This is a genomic window from Candidatus Binatia bacterium, from assembly GCA_036493895.1.
Taxonomy (GTDB): Bacteria; Desulfobacterota; Binatia; order UBA1149; family CAITLU01; genus DATNBU01.
In genome coordinates, this window is the sequence record DASXOZ010000030.1 from 37791 (window position 1) to 56775 (window position 18985).

At 67.0% G+C, this 18985-nt stretch carries 16 protein-coding genes and 1 tRNA gene; 7 read left to right on the top strand and 10 right to left on the bottom strand.

The window, feature by feature from the left end; translation table 11 throughout:
- The first annotated feature begins 68 nt into the window (after positions 1–68).
- From glnE to VGK20_08275, 6 genes are all read left to right on the top strand, one after another.
- Positions 69–3083, top strand: a complete 3015-nt coding sequence (glnE, locus tag VGK20_08250; protein ID HEY2774030.1) for a bifunctional [glutamate--ammonia ligase]-adenylyl-L-tyrosine phosphorylase/[glutamate--ammonia-ligase] adenylyltransferase — start codon at positions 69–71, stop codon at positions 3081–3083.
- 32 nt (positions 3084–3115) lie between these two features.
- Positions 3116–4033: a branched-chain amino acid transaminase gene (locus VGK20_08255; protein ID HEY2774031.1), complete on the top strand. Its 918-nt coding sequence runs from the start codon at positions 3116–3118 to the stop codon at positions 4031–4033.
- A gap of 110 nt (positions 4034–4143) precedes the next feature.
- Positions 4144–4812: a rhomboid family intramembrane serine protease gene (locus VGK20_08260; GenBank protein ID HEY2774032.1), complete on the top strand. Its 669-nt coding sequence runs from the start codon at positions 4144–4146 to the stop codon at positions 4810–4812.
- Positions 4813–5252: 440 nt separating this feature from the next.
- Positions 5253–6080: an alpha/beta hydrolase gene (locus VGK20_08265; protein ID HEY2774033.1), complete on the top strand. Its 828-nt coding sequence runs from the start codon at positions 5253–5255 to the stop codon at positions 6078–6080.
- Between the two features lie 62 nt (positions 6081–6142).
- Positions 6143–7153 (top strand): sulfotransferase, encoded by a 1011-nt coding sequence (locus tag VGK20_08270; GenBank protein ID HEY2774034.1) that lies wholly within the window; start codon positions 6143–6145, stop codon positions 7151–7153.
- A 10-nt stretch (positions 7154–7163) separates the two neighbouring features.
- On the top strand, positions 7164–7601 hold the full coding sequence (locus VGK20_08275) for a GFA family protein (GenBank protein ID HEY2774035.1): 438 nt from the start codon (positions 7164–7166) through the stop codon (positions 7599–7601).
- A gap of 31 nt (positions 7602–7632) precedes the next feature.
- Here VGK20_08275 and VGK20_08280 read toward each other — a convergent pair whose 3' ends face one another.
- The 5 genes from VGK20_08280 to VGK20_08300 form a co-directional block, all read right to left on the bottom strand.
- Positions 7633–9384: a hypothetical protein gene (locus VGK20_08280; protein ID HEY2774036.1), complete on the bottom strand. Its 1752-nt coding sequence runs from the start codon at positions 9382–9384 to the stop codon at positions 7633–7635.
- Between the two features lie 162 nt (positions 9385–9546).
- The gene (locus tag VGK20_08285) at positions 9547–10755 is read right to left on the bottom strand and encodes a VWA domain-containing protein (GenBank protein ID HEY2774037.1); all 1209 of its coding nucleotides are present in this window, start codon (positions 10753–10755) and stop codon (positions 9547–9549) included.
- Between the two features lie 5 nt (positions 10756–10760).
- The gene (locus VGK20_08290; protein HEY2774038.1) at positions 10761–11642 is read right to left on the bottom strand and encodes a MoxR family ATPase; all 882 of its coding nucleotides are present in this window, start codon (positions 11640–11642) and stop codon (positions 10761–10763) included.
- A gap of 27 nt (positions 11643–11669) precedes the next feature.
- Positions 11670–12833, bottom strand: coding sequence for an acyl-CoA dehydrogenase family protein (locus tag VGK20_08295; GenBank protein HEY2774039.1), 1164 nt, complete (start codon positions 12831–12833; stop codon positions 11670–11672).
- A 5-nt stretch (positions 12834–12838) separates the two neighbouring features.
- Entirely contained in the window at positions 12839–14224 is a 1386-nt protein-coding gene (locus tag VGK20_08300; protein HEY2774040.1) for a hypothetical protein, read from the bottom strand.
- Between the two features lie 154 nt (positions 14225–14378).
- Here VGK20_08300 and VGK20_08305 point away from each other — a divergent pair, with 154 nt between their 5' ends.
- Complete coding sequence (locus tag VGK20_08305) at positions 14379–14813, top strand: YkgJ family cysteine cluster protein (protein ID HEY2774041.1); 435 nt, start codon at positions 14379–14381, stop codon at positions 14811–14813.
- 97 nt (positions 14814–14910) lie between these two features.
- Here the strand turns inward: VGK20_08305 and VGK20_08310 are convergent, their stop codons facing one another.
- The 5 genes from VGK20_08310 to VGK20_08330 form a co-directional block, all read right to left on the bottom strand.
- The gene (locus VGK20_08310; protein HEY2774042.1) at positions 14911–16197 is read right to left on the bottom strand and encodes a hemolysin family protein; all 1287 of its coding nucleotides are present in this window, start codon (positions 16195–16197) and stop codon (positions 14911–14913) included.
- Positions 16198–16308: 111 nt separating this feature from the next.
- A tRNA-Leu gene (locus tag VGK20_08315) sits at positions 16309–16395 on the bottom strand.
- Positions 16396–16480: 85 nt separating this feature from the next.
- On the bottom strand, positions 16481–17029 hold the full coding sequence (secG, locus tag VGK20_08320; GenBank protein HEY2774043.1) for a preprotein translocase subunit SecG: 549 nt from the start codon (positions 17027–17029) through the stop codon (positions 16481–16483).
- Positions 17026–17793: a triose-phosphate isomerase gene (tpiA, locus tag VGK20_08325; GenBank protein HEY2774044.1), complete on the bottom strand. Its 768-nt coding sequence runs from the start codon at positions 17791–17793 to the stop codon at positions 17026–17028. Before tpiA ends, secG begins: the two co-directional genes overlap by 4 nt.
- On the bottom strand, positions 17790–18983 hold the full coding sequence (locus tag VGK20_08330; protein ID HEY2774045.1) for a phosphoglycerate kinase: 1194 nt from the start codon (positions 18981–18983) through the stop codon (positions 17790–17792). Before VGK20_08330 ends, tpiA begins: the two co-directional genes overlap by 4 nt.
- Positions 18984–18985: the final 2 nt, after the last annotated feature.

The window sequence follows — 18985 nt, forward strand, 5'->3', positions numbered from 1 at the left end:
CAGTCGCAGGAAGTCGTCGCGGCGGCTGCTGGACCGGAGCCGGCGGGCATGGTGTCCTCGCCGGCGTGATGAGGCCGGTTCTCGAACAGATCGCGATTTCGCAGCCTGCGGCGTGGAGACAGGCTCTCGAGGCCGCACTGGCGGCGTCGCCTTCTCCCGAACAGGCCGGGCGCGCACTCGAGAGTGTCATCGAGGCCGGCGGCGCTGAATCCCTCACCAATTGGCCGACCGCCGGGCTGCAAACGCTCGCGGTAATCGCCGGCTCCAGCGCGTGGCTCGTACGCCAGCTCGTCGGACGCGGCCCGCAGTGGCCGGCGCTTGCACGAAGCTGCGAGCAGGGGCCGCCGTCGCGCGAAACCCTCGTTGCAGCCGCGGCCGTCAGTGTCGACGACGACACGCCGGCCCTGCATCGAAAGCTGCGCCGCCTGGCTGCCGCCGAAATGTTCCGCATCGGCGCCCGCGACGTGATCGGGCTTGCCGACCTCGACGAGACTGTATCGTCGCTGACGCTGCTGGCAGAGGTCGCGATATCGATTGCGACCTCCCATTCGCGCGCGACACTGGCCGCGCAGCACGGCGACGCCGTGGCGCCCGACGGTCGTCCCATCGGTTTCGTCGTGCTCGGCATGGGAAAGCTCGGCGGCGGGGAACTGAATTTCAGCTCCGATGTCGATCTCGTCTACCTGTACGAATCGGACGCCGTTACCGACGGCAGCCCTCCGGCGCGCCAGTTCTTCTCTCAGCTCGCCGCTTCGGTGACGCGTGCCATCGGCGAAGCGACTGCCGACGGCGTCGTCTTTCGCGTCGATCTGCGGCTGCGCCCCGAAGGCATCAACGGCTTGCCGGTCAATCCGGTCGAAGTTGCGCTCGATTACTACGAAGGATGGGGAGACACCTGGGAACGCGGCGCGCTGGCCAAGGCGAGGCCGATTGCCGGCGATCTGGCGCTCGGCACCCGTTTCCTCGCCTCGCTCGAGCCGTTCCTCTACCGGCGTCACCTCGACTACGACACCGTCGAGGACCTTCGCAGCATGAAGGACCGCATCGACGCGGAGCTGGCGTTGCAGAAACCCGGCACCCGCAACGTCAAGACCGGCCGCGGCGGCATCCGCGAGCTCGAGTTCGTCGTGCAGGTGCTGCAGCTCATTCACGGCGGCCACGTGCGATCGGTGCGCGGAACGTCCACGCGCCGGGCAATCGATTCTCTCGAGCGCGAGAACCTGCTCCCGCCTGCCGATGCCGACGCGTTGCGCGCGGCGTACCTGTTCCTGCGCAACGTCGAACACGCCGTACAGATCGACGAGAAGCGCCAGACCCAGACGCTGCCGCAACAGCCCGAAGAGCTTCGCGCTCTAGCGCGGCGCCTCGGTTACGGCACCGGGCGCCGCGGCGCGCCGCCGGCTCCGGACGAAGTGGCCGGTTTCGAGAAAGACTGGGAAAAGCAGACGCGGCGCGTGCACGGGCTGTTCCTGCGTTTTCTCGAGTTGAGGCCCGACGAGCCGGCTCGGCGCGAGCACGCGATCGATCCGGTGGCGATGGCGGTGCTCGGCCAGATCGGCGAGGGCCGCTTCGAAGATGCCGGCGCTGTGCTCGAGCGCATGGGAATTCCCGACGGCACCGAGGCTGCGCGCAATCTGGCACGCATCTACCAGGGTCGCCTCCGCGGACCGGCCAGTCCCCAGCGCCGCCGCGCCGTCGAGGCACTCGCGCCGCACCTGCTCGATGCCGTCGTGCGCTCGTCGGATCCGGCGCGGGCGCTTTCGGGCCTCGTCGATTTCCTCGTCCGCACCGGCGCGCATACGAGCTATCTCGCGCTTCTCGGCAACGCGCCGAGGACGATGGAGATCCTCGTCTCGCTGTTCGCGAGCAGCCCTTATCTTGCGGGACACCTCGTCGGCCATCCCGAGCTTCTGGACTCCCTGGTGCGCTCCGACTCGGCCAGCGGCGGCGAGCCTGACGCGGCGACACTCCGCGAAGCGCTCGCTGCCACGATGCCGCCGCCGGCAAGCGACGAGGAAGGCACGCTCGCGGCGCTGCGGCGCTTTCGCACCACCGAGATTCTGAAGACGGGGCTTGCCGATCTTGCCGGTGCGCTGGCCGACGATGCCGTGCACCGCGCATTGAGCACCCTGGCCGAGGTCGTGCTGGTGGCAGCCGCCGACTCGGCGCGAAGCCTCGTCTCCGCGAAAGTGCGCGGGCCCTGGCAGCAGCTGCGCCTGGCGGTGGTCGCGATGGGAAAGCTCGGTGCCCGCGAAATGTCGTACGGCTCCGACCTCGACCTGATCTTCATTTACGAGGGCAGCGGCGAAGGCTACGACCCCGGGGCGCACCAGCTGGCGACCAAGTGGGCCCAGAAGCTGATCTCGCTGCTGTCGTCTCGAACCGGCGACGGCGTTGCGTACGCGGTGGATGCGCGGCTGCGCCCGTCGGGCCACAGCGGGCCCCTGGTGACCTCGCTGGCGAGCTTCTTCGAGTATCATGCCCACGAGGCCGAGCTGTGGGAGCGCCAGGCGCTGATCCGCTCGCGCGTGGTCTACGCCGACGGCGATCTGGCGGCGAGGATCCAGGACGCCGTCGACACGAGGATCTGGAGCGGGAGCGTCGATGCCGCCGGCATCGCCGAGATCGCCCACCTCCGCTCCCGTCTGGAAAACGAGCTCTCGGGCGAACAAACCGGCCGGCTCAACATCAAGATCGGCCGCGGCGGCATCGTCGACATCGAGTTCCTCGTGCAGATGCTCCAGCTCCGCTATGGCGCATCGCATCCGTCGGTGCGGCGCCGCTCTACCGCCGGCGCTCTCGAAGCGCTTCGGGACGAAGGCCTGGTCGGCGAGCAGGCTGCGGCAAGCCTTCTCGAGCACTACCGCTTCCTGCGCCGCCTGGAGGCAAGGCTTCGGCTGGAGAGAAACCGCCCGGTCGAAGAGCTGGGCAGCGATCCGGCCGCGGTGGCGCCTCTTGCGATCCGACTCGGATACGACGGCACCGATCCCGGTCGCCGCCTTCTCGACGATTACCAGCGCAGCCGCGAAGAAGTGCGGCGCCTGTACGAGAGCATCTTCCTTCTCCAATCGGGGTCGCATTGACCTTGGCCGTCTCGGCCGCTACGAAACGCCGCGTGGATAAGGGCAAATGCATCTGGATGAACGGGACGATGACGCCGTGGGACGACGCAAAGGTCCACGTGCTCACGCATACACTGCATTACGGAGTCGGCGCGTTCGAAGGCATCCGCTGCTACGAAACCGAGAGCGGGCGCTCGGCGGTGTTCCGCCTTCGCGAGCACATCGTTCGCCTGGTGCAGTCGTGCAACATCCTCGGCATCGAGTCGCCGTACGGCGTCGATGCTCTGATCGAGGGCTGCCTCGACACCATTCGCGCCAACGAGTTGAAGGCCTGCTACATCCGCCCCCTCGTGTACGTCGCCGACGGCGAGATGGGGCTCGGATCGGCCGCCGTCAATCCTATCCACGCGTCGATCGCGGTATGGCCGTGGGGCAGCTACCTCGGTGACGAGGGCCTTGCGCGCGGCATTCGCGTTCGCACCTCCAGCTTCCAGCGCATGCACGTCAACACGCTGATGACCAAGGCCAAGGCCGTCGGTCACTACGTCAATTCGATCCTGGCCAGTGTCGAAGCGCGTCGCGGCGGCTACGACGAGTCGCTGATGCTCGACACCGACGGCTACGCTGCGGAGGGCTGCGGAGAAAATCTCTTCATCGTCCGCGGCGGGCGCGTCAAGACTCCGCCGATCGCGACGGTGCTCGAAGGCATCACGCGCGCGTCGGCCATCGAGCTGCTGCGCGCCGACGGCGTCGAGGTGGTCGAGGAGCGCTTTACGCGCGACGAGATCTACATCGCCGACGAGGCGTTCCTGACCGGAACGGCGGCGGAGATCACGCCGATGCGTTCGCTCGACGACCGCACGATCGGCAGCGGCGGTCCCGGCCCGGTGACCAAGAAGCTGCAGGACGCATACTTCCGCGCGATTCGCGGTCGCAGCCCGCAGTACGCGCACTGGCTGAGCTACGTATGACCTGAAGCGACCGGCGCTTTGCCGGCGCGGGGTGGGGGAGCTTCGTGAGACCTTACGGCTACGGATCAGGCAGGTACCGGCCGAATCTTCGATTCGGCCCGCCCGGTCCCGTGCCGCCCGTCATCGCGCGGCTGGTCGCCGCCTGCGTTGCCGTGTTCCTCTTGCAGTCGGCCACCGGAGGATGGCTCACGCGGCAGTTCGGGCTGGTGCCGGCGCTCGTCCAGCGCGGCGAAGTCTGGCGCCTGTTCACGTACCAGTTCCTTCACGGCGGCGTGTTCCACCTGCTGTGGAACATGTTCGTGCTGTGGATGGTCGGCTCCGAGCTGGCGGTGCGCTGGGGCTCGCGTTTTTTCCTGCGCTACTACTTCGTCTGCGCAGTCGGCGGCGGCATCCTTTTCACGCTCGCGAGCCTGAATACCTGGATCCCGTGCGTCGGTGCCTCCGGCGCGATCTACGGAATGCTGATTGCGTACGCGATGTGGTTTCCCAACCGCGAGGTCTACGTGTTCTTCGCGGGGCCGATTCGCGTCCGTTACCTGGTCGCGTTCCTGATCATCCTCGAGCTGCTGCAGCCGGTGGAGGGGACCGGAACGGGAATCGCGCACACCGCGCACCTCGGCGGCACGCTGTTCGGTTACGCGTACCTGCGCTGGAACGGCGTTGCGGGCTTTGACACGCTGGACCGCGCGACGTGGCGGCGACTGCGAAAGAGATTCGAATTGTGGAGACTGAGACGCCGCATGCGCGGCCGCGGCTGGGACGACCGGACCATTCACTGACACGACACGCGCGCATCGGTGTTCGGCGTCGTGCAAATTGCGCAAGGGAGAAAGGAAAAGGGGTCCCGGCATTGCGCCGGGACCCCTTTTTCCTTGGTCTATAATCCTTTTTGTCGGTCCGTGTATCGAGCGTTTGGCGCTTCAGGCTTCAGGAAAAAGCCATCCGATGAGCACGAGGCCGGCCACAATTAGTGCCGATTCGAGCATTTTGAAGGTACTCCTCTCGAGGCCCCGCAGCCTCGAAGAGCCGTTCTTGTAATCAAACGACCCACCCCCGTCAAGGATTATGACCCGCTTTGAAAATCGCGGAGTTGGAAACTACCTTCTACCGCCGGCCGGCGGTCCGTGGCCGCGCCGGCCCGTTTCATGCCTACCGTGTTGCGCCGGGGCGCGCCGGCTGCGTTCTCGACTCGCGGGGCCGCGCAATTTATACCGCCCGGGTGAACCAGCCGCAGGCAGCAGCAGCAGATCCGGCGGCCGTCGTGACGACCGAAGGGGAATTCGAAGGCGTCGGCGGAGTCCGCATCCAGCGGCGGGCGTGGCTGCCCGGCTCGCACCGGCCCCGGGCCGTTTTCGTGCTTGCCCACGGCATGAGCGAGCACAGCGCCCGCTACGACCGCTTCGGCCGCTTCCTGGCTGCGCGCGGAGTTGCGGTCCATGCCCTCGACCACCGCGGCCATGGGCTGTCGGGCGGCGAGACCGGTACCGTCGAGCAGTTCGGCCATTTCCTCGACGACTTGTCGACATTCTTGTCACTGACGCGCCGCGAGGAGTCCCACGGACCCCAGGTCCTGTTCGGGCACTCGATGGGCGGCCTGATTGCGACCGCGTGCGTGCTCGAAAGAAATCCGCAGCCCGACCTGCTGATCCTGTCCGGCCCGGCCATCGTCCCGATCCTCGAGGCGGGCGAACGCCGGGTCGACGCAACGCGTCTGTCGCGGGATCCCGAAGAACAGCGCGCCTACCTGGAAGACCCGCTGATCCTGCGCGAGCGCGTTCGCGAGGAACTGTTCCTCAAGCTCTTCGAAGGCATCACGCTGCTGGTCGGGCGCTCCGGCGAAATCACGCAACCCGTGCTGCTGGTCCACGGCCTCGACGACCGCCTCTGCAGCGCCGAGGGTGCCGCGGCTTTCGTGCGCGCGTCCTCCTCGTCGGACGTCACGGTCAAGCTCTATCCCGGCGGCCGCCACGAGATGCTGAACGAGATCAACCGCGACGAAGTGATGGACGACATCTGGCAGTGGCTCGACGCGCGCATCCCGCGCTGATGTCGCGGGCTTCGATGCCGAATGGAAGCGAGCGACCACGCTCGGTAAGGTTCACGATTCCCATGGAAGAAAAGGTCGTCTTCGTCGTCGGCTCCCCGCGCTCGGGATCGACGATGCTCGCCCGCATGATCTCGTCGCACTCGCTCGTGTACGGTCGTCCCGAGCCGCACCTGCTGACGCCGCTGGCCCACCTCGGCTACTACGCCAACGTCGACAAGGCGCCGTACGACCATGTGCTCGCGGCCGAATCGACCAGGGAATTCGTCGCCGACCTGCCCGGAGGGGAGCAGGACTACATCGACGCGTGCCGCGCCTACGCCGACACGCTGTACCTTCGGATGCTCGCCACCCGGCCGAACAAGCGCCTGTTCCTCGACAAGACGCCGGCCTACGCCCTGGTGCTCGAGTTCATCGCGAAGATCTACCCGAACGCGAAGTTCGTCGTCTTGACCCGGCATCCGCTGGCGGTTTTCAGCTCGTTTGCCGAGTCGTTTTTCGACAGCGACTACCAGGCGGCCCACGCCTACAACCCGATCACCGAACGTTACGTGCCGGCGATCGCGAAGTTCCTGCGCGCAAAAAAGGTTCCGATCTGCCACGTGGTCTACGAGGATCTGGTCTCGGATCCTGAGACCATCATGCGCGGCGTCTTCGAGTTTCTCGACGTTCCGTTCGAGGCCTCGGCGATCAATTACGGAGAGCACGAGCACGAGGGCAAGGGGCTCGGCGATCCGATCGGCGTCGCGAAACACTCGCGCCCGTCGACCGCCTCGCTGCACAAATGGGCAGGCGAGATCGCCGGCGATCCGGCGCGCCTTGCGCTGTGCCGCGGCATCGCTGCCCGGCTCGATCCGGAAGACCTCGCCACGTGGGGCCATCCGATCGAGACGTTCTGGAAGCCGCTCGAGGATCTGGCCGGAAAAGGCGTCGCGCCGAAACCGAAGAAACTCGACCGTTACCGGCTCGAGCGCCGCGCGATCGTCACGCTTCGCGCCCAGGTACAGAAGCACGAGGGCCTGCGGCGCATCCTGAAGCGCGCGCGCCTGGCGGCCGACGTCCTGCTGCGCGAGTGACGGCGCGGCGGTGGAGATCCCGCAGCATGGCGGCTGCCTCTGCGGCAGCGTCCGCTACCGTGTCGACGCCGAGCCGCTGACCGTTTACGCCTGCCACTGCACCGACTGCCAGCGCCGCACCGGCAGCGTGTTCGGCATCTCGATGGTACTGCGTCGCGAAAGCGTGCACGTGCTCTCGGGCGAGCTTCACGCGTATCGCATCGTGATGCCCGACGGGCGCACGAAAAACGGCCGGATTTGCAGCAATTGCGGCTCGCGGCTGTTCGGCGACCCCGCGCTGGCGCCGGCCCTCGTCGTCGTCCAGCCGGGAACTCTCGACGATCGTTCGTGGGTGCGGCCGCTCGCGCACATCTGGACGCGAAGCGCGCAGCCTTGGGTGCGGCTTCCCGACGACGCCAGGATCTACGCGACGCAGCCGCAGGACATGGCCGAGTTGTTCTCGCTGTGAAGAGATGCCGGGATCTGTCCCGGGTCTCGGCTCAGTTCCCCGCGGTGTTCGACGCAGGAATTGCCTGGGCCGTGACGTCGAGCCCCGGGAACGGGTGCCGCACCGACACCGTCCTCAGCTCACGGATGAACGGGATTTCGGTCTTGCGGTAGAACTGCACTTTCTCCGGCTCGTAGTCGGCTTCGTAGAGCGGGATGCGGTCGTATCCACGGCCCGTCAATGCGCTGCGGCCGACGAAACGGCAGTCCTCGACGTGGTCGAACACGCCGTGGTCGGCACCGTCGTATTGAAGCTCGCCGGCGTAAAGCCAGTCGTAGTATGCGTGCCTCTCGTCGCGCACGCGCAGGCGCCCCGGCCTCACGCCGTCGAGCGAGTACGCAATGAAGTAGCGCACGCCCATCACTTCCGGATGAAGAGTCCCGTGGATGTCGAACACGTCGTACTGCGCCGACGTGTTGTAGAAGACGTCGACGTTTCCGAGCTGGTCGCCGGCCGACGGCAGGAGCTGGCGCAGCTCGGAGATGTGGCCGGCGTTCAGGTGCGTGCAGCCGTGCGACATCGGGCCGCGCGACAGCAGCCACAGGTATTCGTAGTCGTGACCGTCGGCGTCCTTGGCCTGGCGCCAGGTCGCCGGCAGGAACGAGGTCTGCGACGTCCTCATCTGCCAGTACGGAAGGTGGATCGCGTTGTGCAGGTGGTCGCCGACGTGCATGTACGGCAGCCACGGAAACCAGCTGTAGATTGGCTCATCGGCCACATGGTCGATCAGTTGCGAGCGCTGGTGCGTGGTGAGCGCTCGGCGGCCGGGAGTCGGATATTCGGGGATCGGCCGGCCGTGCAGCGTCGTGCTCTGGTTCCACGTGCCGACGGGCCAGATCGCCGTGAATTCGGCGAAGTCGAGCGCACCGTCGCGGTGCGGATAGATGCCGTGCGAGACGCGATCGAGAAGATGCAGGTACGGCGCGCGCAGCGCCGCGAGTGCGCCCTGGTCGAGCGCAGCGCCGCCTTGCGGGCTGACGCGGACCAGCGCCGCAAGCTCCGCCTCGGTGCCGGCGTCGGCCTCGGCGACGAACAGGCGCGTCGGCAGCAGGCGGTTGATGAGGTCGAGGCGTCTTGCCGTATCGAGATGCTCGCGGTCTTCGGGGCGAAGCGCGGCCGTCCACTGGCGAACGAGGTCGTCGACCGGCGTGTGGATGCGGAAGATCCGCCGGGGATTCAGGCGTTCGAGCAGCGCGAGGTTGCGCTCGCGCAGGACGTCGGGCGCGAGCGCCTGCTCTTCGGACACGAGCCGGTCGAGCCCGGCATCGGATAACGCGCCCTCGAAGCGCGCAAGGCCGTCGTTCTGCGTCAGCACCAGCTCGCGGCTGGACACCAGCGCTCGGATGGTGTCGCGCCTGGTGGCAAGGTCGCGCGCATACTCGCGCAGCACGTCGTCGGCCAGCACAACTGTTGCACGAAGCTGGTTGCCGCGGCCGATGTGGAGCTGGATACGCGCGGGATCGAGCGTGCGTGGTGCGAAGCCGGTGTAGAACGCGGGCTCGTAGCGGTCGTAGTAGACGCCGTAGTGGGGCGCTTCCTCGAGCACGGAGGCGGGTGATTCGGCGAGCGCACGCGGCGGCGAGGTCAGCGCCGCCGCTGCTGCAAAGACGGCCGCGAACGCGAACGGACGTGCTGCAGCCACGACCGAGCGCTGGCGCCGGTGCACGCGAGTCTGCGGCGAGCGCTGCTCGAATCGATGCGGGAAAGAGTCGGGATCGGAATCGAAAAGGCCTGGTATGCCCACTGGTCTCCGTGGTGCAGGAGACGAAGGCCTCCTGCCTGGTTTCTCGTGAAGCCCCCGGTGCGGAACGTGAGCCTTCACGAATGGTCCGATCCTGGCGGAGGAGCAAGGCGATCCGCACCCGCAGATGGGGAAAAGCGTTTGATGTCGCGCGCTTCGGACGGCTCAGGCGGCCTTGGTGTTGACCGCGCGCCCGACGCCGACGAGCAGTCTCACCGCTTCGGTAAGTCCATCTACCGACAGAGGATACATCGGATAGATGCGCTTCAGCAGACGCGTCGTGTGCGTGCGCTCCCAAGATTTTTGCGGCTCCGGATTGAGCCACACCGAGCGGTCGAAGTGTTCGTGGATGCGCTGCATCCAGTCGATTCCCGGCGTCGCGGTCGTGACGCGCGGATCGATGCCGCCGTACGGCTCGAGCAGCTCGGCCGGATGCATCGCGGCATCGCCGACGACGATCACTTTCCAGTACGGCTCGTGGGTTCTCAGCACCTGCGTGGTCGCGATCGCCGATGCGCGCGTCAGGCGGGCACTCGTGTAGACGTGGTCGTAAATGCAGTTGTGGAAGTAGAACGCTTCGAAAGACTTGAGGCCCCGCTCCTCGTGCAGCGCCGTCAGCAGGCGGCTGACCGGCTCGAACCACGGCGACATCGTGCCGCCGACGTCCATCAGCAGCAGCACGCGCACGTCATTGCGCCGCGGGGCGCGGAAAACCAGCTCGATTTCGCCGGCGTTGCGGCACGTCTCGTCGATGCTCTCGTCGATGTCGAGCTCGGTCGGGTTGCCGCGACGCGTGAGCTGGCGAAGCCGCCTCAGCGCGACTTTCAGCTGGCGCACGTCGAGGCGCACGTCGGTCCGGTAGTCTTCGAAGTGCCTTTCCTCGGCGACTTTCATCGCCGAGCGGCTGCGGCCCGGGCCGCCGACGCGTATGCCGGTCGGATGCACGCCGCCGTGCCCGTACGGAGAACGGCCGCCGGTGCCTACCCACTTGTTGCCGCCGTCGTGCTGCTCGTCCTGCTCGGCCAGCGTCTCGAGGAAACGGCGCATCAGCTCGTCACCGGCAAGCCGCTCCAGCTCGGCGAGCTGCTCGGGCGTGAGCTGGGGAAAATCCCTGGCCTCCTTGAGCCACTCGAGCACTTCGTCGGTCAGCGAGTCGAGAGAGCCTTCGACGCCGTGGAACACTTTGGCGAAGACGCGGTCGAAAGCATCGAAGTGTCCTTCGTGCTTGATGAGGCAGGCGCGCGAGAGGTTGTAGAAACGCTTGAGGCTCGAGCCGTGCAGGCCTTTTCCGACGGCTTCCATCAGCGTGAGCCATTCCTGGGTGCCCACCGGCACCCCTTGCTCGCGCAGACCGTAGAAAAGATCGAGGAACATGGCGTTTACTGGTTGTACCTGGGCCCGAGGTCCGACCACGAGCTCGGGTAGTTGCCGCCCTGCTTCTGGTAGCGCTTGAGCGCTTCGGAGTCCTGCTCGGTCTTGAGCAGGCTGCCGATGAACGGAATGTGCAATTCGATCTTGTCGGCCGTCAGTCCGGCGCGGCCGAGCGCCGCGATCCAGTCGATCAGCTCGGAAGTCGAAGGACGCTTGCGCAGCTCGGGCTGCTCGCGAAGCCAGTAGAACTTGATCAGGCACTGGTCGAGCAGGGTCTCTTCGAGGCGCGGATGGTGGACGGCGACGATGCGCCTCATCAGGCGCACGTCGGGAAATTCGATGTAGTGGAAGATGCAGCGGCGCAGGAACGCGTCGGGCAGCTCTTTTTCGTTGTTCGACGTGATCAGCACGATCGGCCGCTTGGCGGCGGCCACTTCGTCGCCCGTCTCGGTGACGGTAAAGCGCATCTCGTCGAGTTCGTGCAGAAGATCGTTCGGGAACTCGATGTCTGCCTTGTCGACTTCGTCGATCAACAGCACGCGGCGGTCCTCGGCGGAAAAGCAGCGACCGAGCGGGCCCATCTTGATGTAGGCGCGGATGTCGGAGACGTCGGCGCCGCCGAAGCGGCTGTCGTTCAGGCGCTGCACGGTGTCGTACACGTAGAGGCCGTCGGCGGCCTTCGACGTCGATTTGACGTGCCAGCTCTCCATCGCAAGGCCGAGCGCGTCGCTGATGTGGCGCGCGAGCAGCGTCTTGCCGGTGCCGGGCTCGCCGCGCAGCAGCAGCGGCCGCTCCAGTGCGATCGCGCAGTTGACGGCATCGACGAGGGACCCCGAGGCGATGTAGCCGTCGGTGCCGGTGAAGCGATAGAAGTTTTGCTGCTCGGACATGGATTCTCCTTCAGAAACCGAGGAACTTCAGAAACCGAGGGTTCTGGCGATGACCTGCTTCATGACCTCGTCGGCGCCGGCGCCGATCGAGCTCAGGCGCGAGTCGACGAACAGGCGTCCGGCCGGGTTGTCGGTCAGGTAACCGGCGCCGCCGTAAAGCTGCAGGCAGGTGGTGGCGACGTACTGCTGGACCTCGATGCAGAAGATCTTGGCCATCGAGATCTCGCGCGTGGCGTCTTCGCCCTTCATGCGTTTGCTCACGCATGCGTAGCCCAGCTCGCGCGCAGCCTGGATGCGCACCAGCATGTCAACGAACTTGAACTGGTTGACCTGGAACTTCGACAGCGGCTTGCCGAAGACGATCCTCTGCTCGCAGTAGGCCTTGGTCTTGTTCCAGACGTCCATCGCGCCGGCCGCCGCGGCGAGCACCGCGATCAGCCGCTCGTCCTGGAACTGCATCATCTGCTGCTGGAAGCCGCGCCCGATGTCGCCGATCGTGTTCGTGACCGGAACGCGTACGTCTTCGAGATAGATTGCGCCGGTGTCCGAGCCCCAGTTGCCGATCTTGTCGAGCAGCGTGAACGACACGCCGGGCGACCTGGTCGGCACGACGATCTGCGAAAATCCGCCGTAACCGGCGCCCGGGTCGGTGACGGCCAGCAGGCAGAAGAAATCGGCCGTCGAAGCGTTCGTGATGAACATCTTCTGGCCGTTGATGACCCAGTCGTCGCCGTCGCGCACCGCGCGCGTCTTGATTGCCGAGACGTCCGAGCCGGCCGTCGGCTCGGTCACTCCGATCGCGCCGATCGCCTCGCCGCGGATGGCCGGTACGAGGTATTGCTGGCGCAGCTCGTCGGAGCCGAACTGGGCCAGCGACGGAGTGGCCATGTCGGTCTGCACGAAGATGCCCATCGCGACGCCGGCGTTGTCGCAGCAGCCGAGCTCCTCGGCGAGGATGGCCGTGAAGCTGTAGTCGAGGCCGAGGCCGCCGAATCGCGGGTCGTAGCGGATGCCGAGCATCCCGAGCTTGCCCATCTCCGGGTACAGCTTCGTGTCGAAGTGCCCCATCTCGTCGAACTCGCGCGAGCGCGGCACGAGCTTGTCCTGGACGAACTTGCGAATGGTCGTGCGGAACTGGCGATGTTCGGGGGTCGAGAACAGGTCGTGCTCGGGAAAAACCGTTTCGAACATGGGTGTTAGTTATGCGAGGGCTGCGCCGTTGGCAAAGGGATCGCGGCGGGGTCCGCTCGCTGCCAGATCGCAAAGCCGCCGATCGTATCGACGTGCCGATACCGGCTGTCGAGCAGTGAGCCGATGCCAGGCAGGCTGTCTTCGAGCCGCCCCTGCCAGCGCTGGTACGCATCGCTGGCATCGACGATCACTTGCGGCGGAGCGGCGGCGAGCTGCTCGAGCAGGGCGGCGCGCATCGACGGCGCCGGAGACCATGGCAGCGCGAAATCGACTCGCGTGGCCGCGTGATGTCCGGAAAGACAATAGATCAGAGCCTCGTGGGGCCCGACCCAGATCGGAGCGCCCGGCTCGGTAAGCGAATCCACGCGCGCAGCCACGTTGGCGAGGGTGGAATAGTTCCCGTCGTGGATCGCGATGCGGGCGACGCCGACTGCAATGGCCGGAGCCAGCAGAGCCGCGCTCCAGCGTCGCTGCTGCGCCGGCGTTGCCGAGGCGATCACGCGGCAGACCGCCGCAATCGCCAATACGGCCGAAGGCCAAGCTCGAAACGCACCGGGCCTCAGCAGCGCAGGCAGCGCCATCCAGAAAGCGGAGGCGGCGAGGCGTCGCGTCAGCACGTCGCTGCCGAGCCGCGTCGTCGCGAGAATCAGCGCGACGATCGCCGACGTGTGCACGAGAAGGATCGTCTTGTCCTCGGACCAGATGCCGGTGACGTACGGCAGCGCCGCTTCGCGCTGGCCGAACGGCGGCATCTGCCAAATGGCATCCCCGCAGTGAAGGTAGAATACCGCGAGCCATGCCAGCGCCGCCGCGAGCGTCGCGCCAGCGAGCACGACGAGGCGCGGCCGCGTCTCGTCGGCGAACGCGGGAAGGATCGCGACGAAACTCTGCTTCACCCAGCAGCCGCTGGCCGCAAGCACCCCGGCCGCAGCGAGGGACAGCCATCCGCTTGCAGTCGAGGCCTCGATGGTTGCCAGCGCAAGCGGCGCCAGCGTCGCCTCCTGTACGCCATGATGCGCCTGGTACCACGGAGCGACCAGCAGCGCCGTTGCCATGGCGACCCAGCGCGCGCCGCCGACAAGGCGCGCGAGCAGCAGCAGCACGACGAACATTTCGGTGGCAGCAAGGGCGCGAAGGCTCGTCACCGTCACGCCGAACGCGCGCCCCCACTGCGCCGCGAGCACGAAGTGCAGCGGAGCCTTTTCGTTCCACGCGTCGCGGTAGAGGTGGGCGCCGCCCAGCAGCCGCATCGCCATGTGGCAGACCGAGCCCTCGTCGGTGAAGGGCTGGCGCCCGAGCCACGTAAAGAAGAACGCGCTGCAGGCGAGCGCGGCGACGGCGGCTGTTGCGAGCCGGCTCGAGGCTGCGCTGTTCGACGAAAAGGAAGGCATGGACGCAAGCGCCGCCTCCGGCGCAACTGGCGCCCGACCCATTACAGCCCGCACGCACCCGTGCAAAGGCCCGCGCGGGCCGTGCAATAGACGCGCCGCGCCGCGCAAAGGCCGTTGCGCCTGCCCTTCGACCCGGTCATGCTCGCGCGCCGCGATGCCAGAGGAAGAAAAGAAGGAACGTGGGCTGCGCTTCGAGTGCACCCAGTGCGGCAAATGCTGCTGGACCCGCGGGCAGTACTCCCACGTCTACCTCGGCAGCGACGACGTGAAGGCGCTTGCCGACAGGCTCGGCCTCAGCACTCGCGAATTCCGCGCACGCTTCACGTTTCGTGACGAGAACGGCTGGACCGAGCTCGATTTCGCCGACGGCCGCTGCGTGCTGCTCGATGCGGAGACGAACCTTTGCACCGTCTACGAATCGAGGCCGGTGCAGTGCCGCACCTTCCCGTTCTGGCCGGAGCTGATCCGGCGCGGTGGGTGGACTGCCGAAGCCCGAAGCATCTGCGAAGGGGTCGGCAACGGGCGCGTGGTGCCGAAGCAGGAAGTGGCCGACAGGCTGGCCGCGCAGAAGAAGGCGGACGAGAGCTGACGGCGCAGCCCGCGCCGAAGCGATTCGCTGAGCGCGTGCGCGGACGGCGGATCGCGGGGCGTCAGGGCTTCGGCGGACAGTGCAGCGTGACCGGCATTCAGGCCTCGGCTCTTTCTTCGGAGTCCTCTTCGAGCCGCCGGATGCGCACCTGCGAGATGCGATTTCCGGAGACGTCGACGACGACGATCTCGTAGCCCGGCAGCGTCACCGTCTCCCAGCGGCGCGGCGCGCGCCCGAGAATGTTGAAGATGAGGCCTGCCAGCGTGTCGCCGCGTTCGGCCGGAATGTTCCAGTCGCTCTCGCGGTTGAAGTCGTGGACCTTGACGCGGCCGAGCACCTCGAAGTGGTCGTCGGCCAGGCGGCGTATCGTCAGCAGCTCCTCGTGGTCGAACTCGTCGCGGATTTCACCGACCAGTTCCTCGAGGATGTCTTCCTGCGTGACGATGCCGAGCGTGACGTTGAACTCGTCCTTGACGATGGCCATGTGCACGAACGCGTGCTGCATGTCCGCCAGCAGCGGCAGGATCGACTTGCGCTCGGGAACGCGCAGCACGTTGCGCAGGATGCCGCGCACGTCGCTGCCTCCGTCCTGCACCAGCTTGACCAGGTCCTTCAGGTGCAGGACGCCGATGACGTGATCGATCGATTCCTCGTAGACCGGCACGCGCGTGTAGCGTTCCTCGAGCACCCGCTCGAGGATTTCGGAAGCCGGGGTGCCGACCGGGAAGGCCGTGACCTCGGCGCGCGAGATCATGATGTCGGACACCGTCATCTCGGAGGCGCCGGCCGCCGCACCGATGATGGCCGACACCGACCCGGACTGGGGTCTTTCGGCGCCTTCGTTCCGCTCCTCGCGCGCCAGGCGAAGGATTTCTTCGGTGCGGTTGTGCACCTCGCCGAGCGACTGGCCGCCGGCCACGCGCTCGACGATCGGCGTCAGGTAGCGGTCCATCAGCAGGTGGAAGGGCCGGAGCGCCTGGTGAATCAGGTAGAGCGGGATCGCGATGAACGATGCGACGCCGCGCGGATGATGCGCCGCCAGCGCCTTCGGAAAGATCTCGCCGAACAGGAAGATCACCAGCGTCATGCCGAGGGCCGACACCAGCACTCCCCACTCGGGACCGAACATGTTGACGAACAGCACCGAGGCCACGGAGGCGCCGAGGATGTTGACGATGTTGTTGCCGAGAAGAATCGTGAACAGCAGCCGCGACGTCGACGCGACGAGATCGCGGATGGCCAGCGCAGCCGGGCCGTGGCGCTTCTCGATCTCTTCTTCGATCTCGTGCTCGCGCAGGCGCAGAAGTGCCGTCTCGGCCGCCGAGAAGAACGCGCACAGCGCCACGCAGACGACGATGATCAGAAGGGAGGTGAATGTGCCCATCGAAAGGACCGCATTGTAGGGTGGAGCCCCGAACGCTTGCAAAACGCTCGCGAGGGGCTTCTGCCTTGCCTGCGCGCCGGGATTTCCGCTGGATGTCTCGTGATGATTCGGTGGTGCGAGGCGGGGGACTTGAACCCCCACGACCTTTCGGCCACTAGGCCCTCAACCTAGCGCGTCTGCCAGTTCCGCCAGCCTCGCAAAGACGCACGCGTCGAAGCGCGCGTTTTAGGGGTCGCCGCCGGCGCGGTCAACCCTTGTTTTCCTGCTTTTCGCGGGTGCCTCGTCACTGCCCGGGAGGTGCTTGCTCCGCCGGTTGGGCCGGCGGCGGCGTTGCAGCACCAGCCGGCGCTCGCGCCGGCGCTGGAGTGGGAGCGTCTTGCGGCGCGGCAGCCTGGGGAGACGGCGCCGCTGCGGGTGCTGCGTCACCGGCGCCCGGAGCGGCTGCGCCCGGTGCTGCGGGAATCGTCAAAGGCTTGGCCTCGCCGACGGGCGGAGTTGCGGGCGCCTGGTCGGAAGAAGCAGCGGGCGACTCCTGCTGCGCCGGCACTGCACCGACGGGAACGTCGACGTGAGCAGGCGCCTTGTAGCTGTCGAACACCGATGCGCGCCGCGCCGACGACACGGCGAGCAGCAGCGCAGAGGTGAGGAACGCGATCGCGGTGATCGTCGTCATGCGCGCGAGCGGATTGGTCGAGCTTCCCGAGCCGAACATCGGCGTGCTCGCGCCTCCGAATGCAGCGCCCATGTCGGCGCCGCGCCCGGCCTGCAGCAGCACGACGAGGATCAGGACGATGCAAGAAACGACGTGGACGATAATCAGCAATGCGTTCATGAAGAGAGCTCCCGATAGTGCACGATGCGAAGGAAATCGTCGGCGACGAGGCTGGCGCCGCCGACGAGCGCGCCGTCGACGTCCGGACAGGCCATCAGCTCGTCGATGTTGCCCGGCTTGACGCTTCCTCCATAGAGAATGCGAAGGCGGTCGGAGATTCCAGCCGGGGCCAGTCCCCGGACGAGGGCGCGGATGTGGGCGTGGACTTCCTGGGCCTGCTGCGGCGTGGCGGTGCGGCCGGTGCCGATCGCCCATACCGGCTCGTAGGCGAGCACCAGGGCGGCAAAAGCCTCGGGCGAAAGGCCGCCGATGCCCTCGCGCACCTGGGTGGAGATCACCTGCATCGTCCGGCCGCCGTCACGCTCGGCCAGCGACTCGCCGACGCAGACTACCGGCACCAGCCCTGCCGCGAACGCGGCTGCGGCCTTTTTCGCGACGCCGGCATCGGTTTCCCCGAAGAACTGGCGCCTCTCGCTGTGCCCGATGATCGCGTACCGGCATCCGGTATCGGCGACCATCGCAGCCGACACTTCGCCGGTAAATGCGCCCGACGCTTCCCAGTAGATGTCCTGGCTGCCGACGGCGACGATGCTCGCCTGCACCGCGCTTGCGACGTCGCGAAGAACGGGGAACGGAGGAGCGATCATCACGTCGCGTCCGGACAGGCCGCGGCAGCCTCCCGCCACGGCGGTCGCGAGTGCGACGGCCTCGGCTCGAGTGCCGGCCTGAAGCTTCCAGTTGCCCGCAAGAAGGGGAGTCCTCACGCTGCCGCCTCGGCCTGCTCGAGCGCAGCGACGCCGGGAAGCTCGCTCCCTTCGAGGAACTCGAGCGAAGCGCCGCCGCCGGTGGACACGTGGCTGACGTCGCCGGTGCGCCCCGACTTGGCCAGTGCAGCGCCGGAGTCGCCTCCGCCGATCACGCTGTGCGCGTTCGAGTCGGCCACGGCGTTGGCGACTGCCATCGTGCCGGCAGCGCAGCTTTCCCATTCGAAGACGCCCATCGGGCCGTTCCAGAAGATCGTCCGCGCGCCGAGCAGGATCTCGCGAAATTCGCTGCGCGTCTTCGGGCCGATGTCGAGGCCCATGAAGCCGGTATCGATCGCAGCACCTTCGGTCGCCTTGACGGGGGCCGTTTCCTTGAACTCGCGCGCAATCACGTGGTCGAGCGGAAGCGCGAGCCGCACCCCGCGTGCACGCGCATCGGTGACGAGGCTGCGCGCGAGATCGACGTTGTCGTCGTCGACGATCGACGCACCGACCGGGATGCCGATCGCGTGCAGGAACGTGTACGACATCGCGCCGCCGATCAGCAGCGAGTCGACGCGGTCGAGCAGGTTGTGCATCAGCTTGACCTTGTCGCGGACCTTGGCGCCGCCGATGACGGCGACGAACGGACGCGGCGGATCGTCGAGCAGGCTCTGCAGCGCAGCGACCTCCTCGAACATCAGGAAGCCCGCCCCGCAGTCGGCGACGAAGCGGGCCATGCCCGCAGTCGAGGCGTGTGCGCGGTGCGCCGCGCCAAATGCGTCGTTGATGTAGACGTCGCACAAGGCCGCCAGCGCGCGCGCGAAGCCTTCGTCGTTCTTTTCCTCTTCCTTGTGGAAGCGCAGGTTCTCGAGAAGGACGACTTCGCCGTCCTTCATCTGCGCGATGGCGCGCTCGACTTCCGGACCGATGCAATCGGGCAGAAGCCGGACCGGCTTCCCGCCGATTTCCTCGGACAGCTGCCCGGCAATGGGGCCGAGCGACAGTTCGGGCGTCACCTTGCCGCCGGGACGTCCGCGGTGGGACGCCAGGATCACCTTGGCGCGTTTGGCGATTGCGTATTCGATCGTCTTCTTCGCAGCGCGGATGCGCGTCACGTCGGTGATGCGGCCGTCGGTCACCGGCGCATTGAAGTCGACGCGGATGAAAACGCGTCGTCCCTCCAGAGGAATCTTCTCGATGCTCTTCACGG